Source organism: Pseudonocardia xinjiangensis (genome assembly GCF_012911925.1).
Classification (GTDB): Bacteria; Actinomycetota; Actinomycetes; order Mycobacteriales; family Pseudonocardiaceae; genus Pseudonocardia; species Pseudonocardia xinjiangensis.
The window spans coordinates 1-11,946 of record NZ_JAAXKY010000192.1 but is presented as its reverse complement, the minus strand read 5'-3'; the positions used below and the strand labels follow the sequence as shown (position 1 = coordinate 11,946).

General features: G+C 74.8%; 9 protein-coding genes. All 9 read left to right on the top strand.

Going from position 1 to position 11,946, the window contains the following annotated elements; translation table 11 throughout:
• Positions 1 to 309: 309 nt before the first annotated feature.
• Positions 310 to 1,800, top strand: coding sequence for a UDP-N-acetylmuramoyl-L-alanyl-D-glutamate--2,6-diaminopimelate ligase (locus HF577_RS33800; protein ID WP_312859555.1), 1,491 nt, complete (start codon positions 310 to 312; stop codon positions 1,798 to 1,800).
• A gap of 46 nt (positions 1,801 to 1,846) precedes the next feature.
• Positions 1,847 to 3,256 carry a UDP-N-acetylmuramoyl-tripeptide--D-alanyl-D-alanine ligase gene (locus HF577_RS33795; protein ID WP_169400067.1) on the top strand — a complete coding sequence of 470 codons (1,410 nt, stop codon included), beginning with the start codon at positions 1,847 to 1,849 and terminating at the stop codon, positions 3,254 to 3,256.
• Positions 3,253 to 4,323, top strand: coding sequence for a phospho-N-acetylmuramoyl-pentapeptide-transferase (gene mraY / locus HF577_RS33790; protein ID WP_169400066.1), 1,071 nt, complete (start codon positions 3,253 to 3,255; stop codon positions 4,321 to 4,323). The genes HF577_RS33795 and mraY overlap by 4 nt, the downstream gene beginning before the upstream one ends.
• A complete protein-coding gene (gene murD, locus HF577_RS33785) occupies positions 4,323 to 5,705 on the top strand; it encodes a UDP-N-acetylmuramoyl-L-alanine--D-glutamate ligase (protein WP_169400069.1) in 1,383 nt (460 codons plus the stop codon). The genes mraY and murD overlap by 1 nt, the downstream gene beginning before the upstream one ends.
• The gene (ftsW, locus tag HF577_RS33780; RefSeq protein ID WP_169400065.1) at positions 5,702 to 7,021 is read left to right on the top strand and encodes a putative lipid II flippase FtsW; all 1,320 of its coding nucleotides are present in this window, start codon (positions 5,702 to 5,704) and stop codon (positions 7,019 to 7,021) included. Before murD ends, ftsW begins: the two co-directional genes overlap by 4 nt.
• Complete coding sequence (gene murG, locus HF577_RS33775) at positions 7,018 to 8,193, top strand: undecaprenyldiphospho-muramoylpentapeptide beta-N-acetylglucosaminyltransferase (protein ID WP_169400064.1); 1,176 nt, start codon at positions 7,018 to 7,020, stop codon at positions 8,191 to 8,193. The genes ftsW and murG overlap by 4 nt, the downstream gene beginning before the upstream one ends.
• Complete coding sequence (murC, locus tag HF577_RS33770; protein ID WP_169400063.1) at positions 8,190 to 9,602, top strand: UDP-N-acetylmuramate--L-alanine ligase; 1,413 nt, start codon at positions 8,190 to 8,192, stop codon at positions 9,600 to 9,602. The genes murG and murC overlap by 4 nt, the downstream gene beginning before the upstream one ends.
• A gap of 79 nt (positions 9,603 to 9,681) precedes the next feature.
• Positions 9,682 to 10,530, top strand: a complete 849-nt coding sequence (locus HF577_RS33765; RefSeq protein ID WP_169400062.1) for a cell division protein FtsQ/DivIB — start codon at positions 9,682 to 9,684, stop codon at positions 10,528 to 10,530.
• 207 nt (positions 10,531 to 10,737) lie between these two features.
• On the top strand, positions 10,738 to 11,946 hold a 1,209-nt coding region (ftsZ, locus tag HF577_RS33760; protein ID WP_246267803.1), incomplete at its 3' end, for a cell division protein FtsZ.

The following is an 11,946-nucleotide window of genomic DNA, read 5'->3' as shown; positions in this document are numbered from 1 at the left end:
GGGGCGACGACCGCAGCCGACGCCGGGCCGGTCGCCGCCGGGGGACGTGCCGGCCCCGATCGGCGTGGTGCGACATCCCGTGGGGTCGATCATCGGCCGGATGGACACGGTCACCGGCCCTCCGGTGAGACCCCTCTGGGGATGCGTGCGTCCGGCGGTTGTTCCGGTGCGTCCGGTGGTGTATCACCCGGCGCGGTTGCGGTGGTGCGCGGAGGGGGTGATCCGGGTGCGCCGGTAGCCTTCCGCGACGTGTCACCTGCCAGTCCTGCCGCTGCCGTCACGGCCGCCGCGTCCCCTCGACCGCGGTCCGTGCGGCCGGTTGACCTGCGCGTGATCGCCGCCGCCGTCGACGCCACCACCTCCGTTCCCGCAGGCCGCGCCCCGGCGCCCGCCGCCGTCACCGGGGTGACGCTGCGCGCCGCGCAGGTGCATCCCGGCGACCTGTTCGCCGCGCTACCCGGTTCGCGCGCCCACGGCGCCGACTTCGTCGGCGACGCGGTCACCGCGGGGGCGGTCGCCGTGCTCACCGACCCGGACGGCGCGGCCCGTTCGACGGCCTGCCGGCTCCCGGTGCTCGTGCATCCGCGGCCGCGTGATGTCCTCGGTGCGGTGGCCGCGCTCGTCTACGGGGATCCGACGGCCCGGCTGTCGGTGCTCGGGGTCACCGGCACGAGCGGCAAGACCACCGTCGCGCACCTGCTGGAGGCCGGACTGGCCGCAGGCGGCCGCACCACGGGGCTGATCGGCACGGTCGGCACGCACATCGACGGCAGGCGGCTGCCGAGCGCCTTCACCACGCCCGAGGCGCCCGACCTGCAGGCGCTGTTCGGGGTGATGGCCGAGGCAGGCGTCACGGACGTGGCGATGGAGGTGTCGAGCCACGCGCTCGCACTGGGCCGCGTGTCGGGCACGCGGTTCGCGGTGGCCGCGTTCACGAACCTGTCGCAGGACCATCTCGACTTCCACGCCGACATGGACGACTACTTCGAGGCGAAGGCCGCCCTGTTCGACGGCCGGGCCCGCCACGGTGTCGTGTGCGTCGACGACGAGTGGGGGGAGCGGATGGCCGCGCGCGCCCCCGCCGCGGTCACGGTGTCCACGCGCGGGCCGGCGCAGTGGCGGGCGGTGGACGCCGCCACGGGCCCCGACGGCACGCAGAGCTTCACCGCGCTCACCCCGGACGGGCAGTCCGTGCCCGTGCGGCTGCTGCTCCCGGGCGCGTTCAACGTCGCCAACGCACTGGTCGCCCTGGCCTGCCTGGACGCCGTCGGGGTACCGGCCGCGGTGGCGGCCGAGCGCTTCGCGCAGCTGACCGTGCCGGGCCGGATGCAGCGGGTCGAGGCGGGCCAGCCCTATCTCGCCGTCGTCGACTACGCCCACAAGCCGGCGGCCGTGGCGGCGCTGCTCGACACGTTGCGCGCGCAGGTGCCCGGCCGCCTGATCGTCGTGCTCGGCTGCGGTGGTGACCGCGACCGCGGCAAGCGCCCTCTGATGGGTGCGGCCGCCACCACCCGCGCGGAGGTGCTCGTCGTCACCGACGACAACCCGCGTACCGAGGACCCCGCGGAGATCCGCGCTGCCATGATGGCAGGTGCCCAGGCGGAGCCCGGTCACGGTGACCTGATGGAGATCGGCGACCGGCGCGCCGCGATCGCGGCCGCGGTGGCGTACGCCCGGCCGGGGGACGCCGTCGTGGTGGCCGGCAAGGGCCACGAGACAGGCCAGGAGATCGACGGCGTCAAGTACCCGTTCGACGACGCCGCCGAGCTGGCGGCAGCGATCGGGGCCGGGCGGCAGTGACCCCGCACGACATGATCGGATACCACCCGATGACCGGGACGACAGCATGATCGAGATGCGGCTGGCCGATGTCGCCGCCGTGACCGGAGGGCGGCTCTACCGCGCCACCGGGGAGGAGCGGGTCGTCGCCGTCGAGTTCGACACGCGCGCGATCAGGCCGGGTGGCCTGTTCGTCGCCCTTCCGGGCGAACGGGTCGACGGGCACGACTTCGGCGCCGCCGCCGTGGCGGCCGGTGCCGTGGGGGTGCTCGCGGGGCGACCCGTGGACGCCCCGGCCGTCGTGGTCCCGCCGGTGCCGCGCGAGGTGGGCACCTACCTCGCCGAGACCGACCCCGACGGGTTCGGCGCCGCCGTGCTGGCCGCGCTCGCCCGGCTGGCTGCACACGCGGTGCGCGCGCTGCCGGCCACCACCGTCGTCGGGGTCACCGGCAGCTCCGGCAAGACCTCCACAAAGGACCTCCTCGCCGCCGTCCTCGCCCCGCTGGGGCCGACCGTCGCGCCTCCGGGGTCGTTCAACAACGAGCTCGGCCTGCCCTGGACGGCGCTGCGTGCCGACGCCGCCACCCGCCACCTGGTGCTCGAGTACTCGGCCCGCGGCCCCGGCCACATCGCGCGGCTCGCCGCCGCCGTGCCCCCGCGGATCGCGGTGGTCCTCAACGTGGGCAGCGCCCACCTCGGTGAGTTCGGCTCCCGCGCCGCCGTCGCGGCCGCCAAGGGCGAGCTGGTGGAGGCACTGCCTGCGGACACCGGGGTGGCCGTCCTCAACGCCGACGACCCCGCCGTCGCGGCGATGGCGTCGCGCACGGACGCCCGGGTCGTCACGTTCGGCCGCGGGCCCGACGCCGTCGTGCGCGCCGAGGACGTCGAGCTCGACGCCGGTCGCGCCCGCTTCACCCTCGTCACGCCGGCGGGTCGCGCGTCCGTCGCGCTGCGGCTGGTGGGTGAGCACCACGTCGGCAACGCGCTCGCCGCAGCCGCCGTGGCGCACGAGCTCGGCGCCACCGCAGACGGGACCGCCGCTGCTCTGGGCGACGCGCTACCGGCGTCCCGGTGGCGGATGGAGGTCGTCGACCGTCCCGACGGCGTCACCGTCGTCAACGACGCCTACAACGCCAACCCGGAGTCGATGCGCGCCGCACTGCAGGCTCTGGTCGCGCTCGGTGGCGGGCAGCGCAGGACGTGGGCGGTGCTCGGGCGGATCGGCGAGCTCGGTGACGGGAGCGCCGCGGCCCATGCCGAGGTCGCGGCGCTGGCCCGGGAGCTGGGTGTCGACGAGCTCGTCGCGGTCGAGACCGCCGACTACCCGGGTGCCCGGCGCGCGGAGGGCATCGGCGAGGCACTGACGCTGCTGGGGTCGGAGCTGAACCCCGGCGACGTGGTGCTGGTCAAGGCGTCCCGCGCGGCGGGGCTGGAACGGGTGGCTGCCGGCCTGCTGGAGGGGTCGGTGTCGCGGTGAGAGGCGTCTTCATCGCCGCGGGGGTCGCCCTCGCGGTCTCGATCCTGCTCACGCCCTACCTCATCCGGTTCTTCTCGCGGCAGGGCTTCGGCCAGGAGATCCGCGCCGAGGGGCCGTCGAGCCACCAGGCCAAGCGCGGCACCCCGACGATGGGTGGCGTCGCCATCCTGCTCGCGATCTGGCTCGGCTACTCGGTCTCGCACCTGCTCACCGGCGAGCCGGTGACGTCATCGGCGATGCTCGTGCTGTTCCTGACCACCGCGCTGGGGGTCGTCGGGTTCCTCGACGACTTCATCAAGATCCGCCGGGCCCGCAACCTGGGCCTGAACAAGACGTCCAAGATCGTCGGGCAGGTGCTCACCGCCACGATCTTCGGCATCCTCGCGCTGCGCTTCGCCAACGCCGACGGGCTGACACCGGGCTCGGACAACCTCTCGTTCGTCCGCGACATCACCGTGCTGTCGTTCGGTCTGATCGGGTTCGTGGTGCTCGCCAACCTCATCGTCGCGGCCTGGTCCAACGCGGTGAACCTCACCGACGGGCTCGACGGCCTGGCCGCGGGCACCGCCGCGATGGTGCTGGCCACCTACACGATCATCGGGTTCTGGCAGTTCCGCAACAACTGCTCGCTGCTCAGCGCGGCGGGCTGCTACCAGGTACGCGACCCTCTCGACGTCGCGCTCGTGTCGGCGGCCGCGATGGGCGGCTGCATCGGTTTCCTCTGGTGGAACGCCGCCCCGGCGCGCATCTTCATGGGCGACACGGGGTCGCTCGCGCTCGGCGGGCTCGTCGCCGGCCTGTCGATCGTGACGCGCACCGAACTGCTGCTCGTGGTGATCGGCGGGGTGTTCGTGGTGGAGGCGCTGTCGGTGGCCGTGCAGATCGCGGTGTTCCGCACCACCAGGCGCCGCGTGTTCCGGATGGCGCCGTTCCACCACCACTTCGAGCTCGCCGGGTGGGCGGAGACGACCGTGATCATCCGGTTCTGGTTGCTCGCGGCGATGTGCGCGGCCCTCGGGCTGGGGCTGTTCTACCAGGAGTGGCTCACCGCGTCGGCGGGCCAGTGATGGGCGCCCCGCCCGAGCTCGACGGCGCCGCGGTGCTCGTGGCCGGGGCCGGCGTGTCCGGCCTGGCCGCCGCGGCGGCGCTGGTCGAGCTCGGAGCGCGGGTGACGGTCACCGACGCCGTGCCGGCCCGGCTCACCGACCTGCCCACCGGGGCCGAGCCCGGCGGGGATCCCGACACCGTGCCGCCCGGCACCGCGCTCGTCGTCACCTCCCCCGGCCGGCGCCCCGACCACCCGCTGGTGGCCGCGGCCGCCGCGGCCGGGGTGCCGCTGGTCGGCGAGCCCGAGCTGGCCTGGTGGGTCGGGCAGGCCCGCGACACACCGCCGGAATGGCTGGTCGTCACCGGCACCAACGGCAAGACCACCACGGTCGGCATGCTCGCCACGATCCTGCGTGCGGCCGGTCGCGACGCGGTGGCCTGCGGCAACATCGGCTACCCGGTGGTCGACGCGGTCCGGGCCGGGCACCCCGTGCTGGCGGTGGAGCTGTCGAGCTTCCAGCTGCACTGGTCCCCGTCGATCCGGCCCGCCGCCGGCTGCGTCCTCAACGTGGCCGACGACCACCTGGACTGGCACGGCTCGATGGCGGCCTATGCCGCGGCGAAGGCCAGGGCGCTGCTCGGCCCGATCGCCGTCGCCGGTGCGGACGACCCGGCCGCCGCCGCGCTGCTCGCCGAGTCACCCGCCCCGCGCCGGGTGGGGGTGACGCTCGGCGAGCCGGGGCCCGACCAGCTCGGTGTGGTCGGCGGGATGCTGGTCGACCGCGCGTTTGGCGGCGGCGAGCTGGCCCCGGTGGCGGCCGTGCACCCCGGCGGGGCGCCGGGGATCGTCGACGCGCTCGCCGCCGCGGCACTCGCCAGGGCACACGGGGTCGGACCGGACGCCGTGCGCGGCGGCCTGGACGACTTCCGCCCCGGACCGCACCGCGGCGCCGAGGTCGCCACGGTGGCCGGCGTCCGCTTCGTCGACGACTCCAAGGCCACCAACCCGCACGCCGCGGCGGCGTCGATCAGCGTCCAGGCCCCGGCGAAGGTCGTGTGGATCGTCGGCGGTCTCCTCAAGGGCGCCTCCGTCGACGACCTGGTGGCTCGGCACGCCGACCGGCTGCGCGCCGCGGTCGTCATCGGCACCGACCGCACCGAGATCCTCGCGGCTCTCGCGCGACACGCGTCCGACGTCCCCGTCGCAGAGGTGACATCGGGTGACGATGGCCCCATGGTGATCGCCGTGCGACGGGCCGCAGCCCTCGCGCGGCCGGGTGACGTCGTCCTGCTCGCCCCGGCCGCGGCGTCGATGGACCAGTTCGCCGACTACGGCGACCGTGGCCGGGCGTTCGCCGCTGCGGCCACCGCGCTGCAGCCACGACCGGGGGAGGGGTCATGACCGCCGCCGACACCGGCCGGCCGCGGCCGCCGCGTACCCGGCCCACGCCGCGTACCGGTTTCCGGGGCGCGGTCGGTCGCATGGGCGCCGCGCTCGGGCAGTGGCTGCGCCGCCCCCTCACGTCGCTGCACCTCATCCTCGGCGTGTTCGGGCTGCTGACGCTGTTCGGACTGGTCATGGTGCTGTCGGCATCGGCGGTGGAGTCCTACACCGCCGACGGCTCGTCGTACTCGGTCTTCACCCGCCAGCTCATCTTCTGCGTGCCCGGCCTGATCCTGTTCTGGGTGGGGCTGCGGGTCCCGCCGCGCACCCTGCGCGCGGTGGCGCCCGCCGCGCTGATGGCAGGTGTGGTCGCACTGATCGCCGTGCTGCTCGTCGGCCAGGAACGCGGTGGGTCCCGCGGGTGGTTCGTGCTGGGCCCGATCTCCATCCAGCCGTCGGAGGCGGTCAAGGTCGCGCTGACGCTGTGGGGCGCGCACGTGCTCGTCGCCCGGCGGGCCGTGATGCACCGCTGGAAGTACGCGCTGTCGCCGGTGGTGCCGGTGACGGTCGTGCTGCTCACCCTGCTCGTGCTGCAGCCCGACCTGGGCGGAGCGGTCACGCTCGGCATGGTGCTGGTCGCTCTGCTGTTCTACGCGGGCGCCCCGATGCGGCTGATGCTCGCGCTCACCGGGGGCGCAGTGGCCGGTGCGATCGTGCTGGCGCTGACCGCGAGCTACCGGCTGGATCGCATCAACGCGTTCCTCTCCCCGGGCGGCGACCCGCTCAGCGGCGACTACCAGGCCCGCCAGGCGCTCTACTCGCTCGCCGACGGCGGGCTGTTCGGCGTCGGGCTCGGGCAGGGCCGGGCGAAGTGGAGCTACCTGCCCAACGCCCACAACGACTTCATCTTCGCGATCATCGGCGAGGAGCTGGGCTTCATCGGTGCGTTCGCCGTGCTCGCGCTCTTCGCCACCCTGGCCTACACCGGCTTGCGCATCGCCGCCCGCAACACCGACCCGTGGCTCAAACTGGTGGTCGCCACCTCGACGACCTGGCTGGTGGCGCAGGCCGCCATCAACATCTGCTACGTCGTGGGGCTGCTGCCGGTGACCGGGCTGCAGCTCCCGCTGATCTCGTCCGGAGGCACCTCGCTCGTGGTCACCATGTTCGTCTTCGGGACCCTCGCCAACGCCGCGCGCCACGAACCGGAGGCCATCGCGGCGCTCAAACAGCACGGTCAGGGCCGCGTGGCGCGGATGCTGCGGTTGCCGATGCCGACGCCCTACCGCGCACCTGCCACCCGCCGGCCCGTGCAGCGGGGACGGGTCCGATGAGCACCGGTCCCGCCGTCCGGCGGGGGCCCTCGATCGTCGTTGCCGGCGGGGGCACCGCGGGGCACATCGAACCGGCGCTCGCGCTCGCCGACGCCGTGGTCCGGCGGCGACCGGACGCCCGGATCACCGCGCTCGGCACCGAACGCGGGCTCGACACCGCCCTCATCCCGGCTCGTGGCTACCCGCTGGAGCTGATCCCACCGGTGCCCATGCCGCGCAAGCCGAGCGGTGACCTGCTGCGCCTGCCCGTGCGGGTGCGCGAGGCCGTCATGCGGGTGCGGGAGGTGCTCGACAGGGTGGAGGCCGACGTCGTGGTGGGCTTCGGGGGCTACGTCGCGCTGCCCGCCTACCTGGGCGCGCGCGGCCGGGTGCCGGTCGTCGTCCACGAGGCGAACGCCCGGGCGGGGCTGGCCAACAAGGTCGGCGCGCGGTTCGCGGAGCTCGTCGCGGTCGCGGTGGGCGGGAGCGGCCTGCCCGGCGAGCAGGTCGTCGGGATGCCGCTGCGGCGGTCGATCACCGGTCTCGACCGGCGAGCACTGCGCGCCCAGGCCCGGCAGTGGTTCGGCCTTCCCCCGCACGGTCCGGTGCTGCTGGTGTTCGGTGGCTCCCAGGGGGCGCGCACGCTGAACGAGGCGGTCGCCGCCGCGCTGCCCCGCCTGCTGGGTGCCGGGATCGCGGTCCTGCACGCCCACGGCAGGAACGGCACCCCGGCGCCACCCGCCCGCGGTTACGTCGCCACGCCCTACATCGAACGGATGGACCTGGCCTACGCGGCGGCTGACGCCGTGCTCGGCCGGTGCGGCATGACCACCGTCGCCGAGATCACCGCCGTCGGTCTCCCCGCCGTCTACGTCCCGCTCCCGCACGGCAACGGGGAGCAGGCACTCAACGCCGCGCCCGTCGTCGCCGCCGGGGGAGGGCTGCTGGTGGACGACGCCGAGCTCACCGGTGAGCGGGCCGCGGCCGAGCTGGTCCCGTTGCTCACCGACCCCGGTCGCCTGGCCGCCATGGGCAGGGCGGCGCGCTCCTCCGGCCACGCCGACGCCGCCGACCGGCTCGCCCACCTCGTCCTGGACATCGCCGGGCATCCTGGCCTGCCGCCGGGCCAGGACCTCTGGCGGGCCGACACCAGGCCCCGGCGCACCGGACCCGACCCGTGGCTGCAGTCATGAGCGACGCGGACGTCCGGGTCGATCTGGCGGGCCGGGTGCACCTCATCGGGATCGGTGGCGCCGGCATGAGCGGGATCGCCCGGATCCTGCTCGCGCGGGGGGCCACCGTCTCCGGGTCGGACGCCAAGGACTCGCGCGCCGTGCTTTCCCTGCGCGCGCTCGGTGCCCGCGTGGAGATCGGTCACGACCCCGCCCACCTGCCCGAGGCGCCCGCCACCGTGGTGGTGTCGAGCGCGATCCGTACCACCAACCCCGAGCTGGCCGCCGCCCGTGAGCGCGGGCTCGACGTGGTGCACCGCGCACGGGCACTGGCCGCGCTGACCGACGGCAGGCGGCTGGCCGCCGTCACGGGCACGGCGGGCAAGACGTCCACCACCTCGATGCTCACCGTCGCGCTGCAGCACTGCGGGCTCGACCCCTCCTTCGCGATCGGCGGTGACCTCGCCGCGTCCGGGTCGGGCGCCCACGAGGGCAGCGGCGACATCTTCGTGGCGGAGGCCGACGAGAGCGACGCGTCGTTCCTCGCCTTCTCCCCGGTGGTCGCGGTGGTCACCAACGTCGAGGCCGACCACCTCGACCACTACGGCAGCGTCGAGGCCTACCTGGCGGCGTTCGAGACGTTCCTCGACCGGATCGTGCCCGGTGGCGCGCTCGTGACGTGCGCCGACGACCCCGGCGCCGAGGCGCTGGCCCGGGTGGCGGAGGGCCGCGGCATCAGGATGCGGCGCTACGGCCGGGGGCCGGGCGTCGACGCCCGCCTGGTCGACTTCCGGCCCGACGGCACCGGCGCGCGGGTGGTGCTGAGCCACGACGGCGTCGAGCACCTGCTCCGCCTGGCCGTTCCCGGCGAGCACATGGCGCTCAACGCGCTGGCCGCGCTGCTGGCGGGGGTCGAGCTCGGTGCGGAGGTCGACGGCCTGCTGGCCGGGCTCGCCGCGTTCGACGGGGTGCGTCGCCGGTTCGAGTTCCGCGGCCGCGCCGCCGGTGTGGCCGTGTACGACGACTACGCCCACCACCCCACCAAGGTGGCGGCGCAGCTGCGCGCGGCCCGGGACGTGGTGGGCGACCGGGGCCGGGTGGTCGTCGGTTTCCAGCCACACCTCTACTCGCGCACCCGCGAGTTCGCCGGTGCGTTCGGCGCGGCGCTCGGGCTCGCGGACGAGGTGGTCGTCCTCGAGATCTACGGCGCCCGCGAGGACCCCGAACCCGGGGTGAGCGGCGCGCTCGTGGCCGATGCGGTCACGCTCCCGCCAGACCGCGTGCACTACGTGCCGCGCTGGTCGGACGTCCCGGCCGTGATCGCCGGTGTCGCCCGGCCCGGCGACCTCGTGATCACGATGGGCGCCGGTGACGTCACCGTGCTGGCCCCGGAGATCCTGCTCGAGCTGGAGCGACGGGAGCGGTCATGACCGGGCAGCGGGACGGCCGAAGCCGGCGAGGGGCGGTCGCTCCGCCGGCCGGCCCGACGGACACCGGCGAGGAGGGCATGTGAGCAGCTCGACGACCCCCCGTCCCGTGTCCCGCCCGGCACCTCCGCGCTCGATGGAGGACCGGCCCACCCGGCGTCCCCCGGGACGCCAGCCGCGTCCGGCGGTGCGGCCGGTCCCGGCGTCGCGCTACCGGCGCCGCAGGCTCGCCGCCCTGCTGGTCGCGTTGCTGCTGCTCGTCGGCCTGGGCCTGACCGGCCGCGTGCTGCTCTACGACGTGGGGCTGGCCGACGTCGAGAACGTCCAGGTCACCGTGGCGAACCGGGGCGGCGCCCCGGACACCGCCGACGACACCGTCGTCCCGGTCGACGACGTGGTGGCCGCCGCGGGGGTCACCGTGGGCGCTCCGCTGGCCGCCGTGGACACCGCCGGGGTCGCCAACCGGGTGGCCCAGCTGCCCGGCGTGGAGTCGGTCCGCGTCACGAGGAACTGGCTGCACACGGTCACCATCGACATCACCGAACGGGTCGCGGTGGCCACGGTGCAGACCGCGCAGGGCCTGGCGCTCGTCGACCGGTCCGGTGCGGTGTACCCCGGTGCGGCCGCGCCGGGACTGCCGCGGTTCACGTTCGGCGCGGTCGGCCCCGACGACCCGTCCACGCAGGCGGCGGTCGCCGTCCTCGCCGCGCTGCCGGACTCGGTGCGGCCGCAGATCCTGACCGTGGACGCCACGGACACGGCGCCGGACGCGCCGGGTCAGGTGACCCTCGGCCTGTCCGGCGGGCGGCAGATCCGATGGGGGTCCCCGGACCGGTCCGCCGACAAGGCGGCCGTGATCGTGCCGCTGCTCACCCAGCCCGGCCACGTCTTCGACGTGACGAGTCCGGACCTGCCTACGATCAAGCGGTGAGCACGTGCCTCCCATGCACTCGCCCGGGTTGCGGCGCCACTCTGCGTGACGCAGGAACCAGGGGAGTGGGTGACTTCACGGCCGACCCGGTCGGGGGGTTGCCTCTGCGCGGCGCGCCTGCTGGACCGGGACCATGAGGCGACCTAGCGTTCGAACACGAAGGCCCGGACCCCTGGGTCCGCCCGAAGCTGGACTGGAAGGTGCGCCATGACGCCCCCGCACAACTACCTGGCCGTGATCAAGGTCGTCGGCATCGGTGGCGGCGGCGTGAACGCCGTCAACCGAATGATCGAGGTCGGTCTCAAGGGCGTCGAGTTCATCGCGGTGAACACGGACGCGCAGGCGCTCCTGATGTCCGACGCCGACGTCAAGCTCGACATCGGCCGGGAGCTGACGCGCGGGCTGGGTGCCGGGGCGAACCCCGAGGTCGGGCGCAAGGCGGCGGAGGACCACCGCGAGGAGATCGAGGAGGTCCTCAAGGGGGCCGACATGGTCTTCGTCACGGCGGGCGAGGGCGGCGGCACGGGCACCGGCGGCGCACCGGTGATCGCGTCGATCGCCCGCAAGCTCGGCGCGCTGACGATAGGTGTCGTCACCCGCCCGTTCACCTTCGAGGGCCGCCGCCGCGCGGGGCAGGCGGAGGACGGGATCCAGGGGCTGCGCAACGAGTGCGACACGCTGATCGTCATCCCGAACGACCGGCTCCTGCAGCTCGGTGACGTGGGCGTCTCGCTGATGGACGCCTTCCGGTCCGCCGACGAGGTGCTGCTCTCCGGTGTCCAGGGCATCACCAACCTGATCACCACGCCGGGCCTGATCAATCTCGACTTCGCCGACGTCAAGAGCGTCATGTCCGGTGCGGGCAGCGCGTTGATGGGTATCGGGTCCTCGCGGGGCGAGGGCCGGGCGGTGCAGGCGGCGGGCAAGGCGATCAACTCCCCGCTGCTCGAGGCGTCGATGGACGGTGCCCAGGGCGTGCTGCTCTCGATCGCCGGCGGCTCCGACCTGGGTCTGTTCGAGATCAACGAGGCCGCGTCGCTGGTGCAGGAGGCCGCGCACCCCGAGGCCAACATCATCTTCGGCACGGTGATCGACGACTCCCTCGGCGACGAGGTGCGGGTCACGGTCATCGCGGCCGGGTTCGAGGCCGGCGGTCCCACGCACAAGAAGATGGAACCCACCGCGTTCCGCTCGCCCGACCGGCCGTCCCCCACATCGGGCGCCGGCGGGGCCCCGGCCTACCCGGCCGACCGGCCCGCGCCGAACCAGCCCGCAGCGAGCGGCAACGGTGCCCAGCACCAGCAGGGCGGGCCGGGCAACGGCTACGCCACGGGTCAGGGCAACGGTTACCCCACCGGCTCCAGGCCGCCGGCGGGCAACCCGGCCCCGGCGCACCAGGCGGGCACGCTGCCGCCG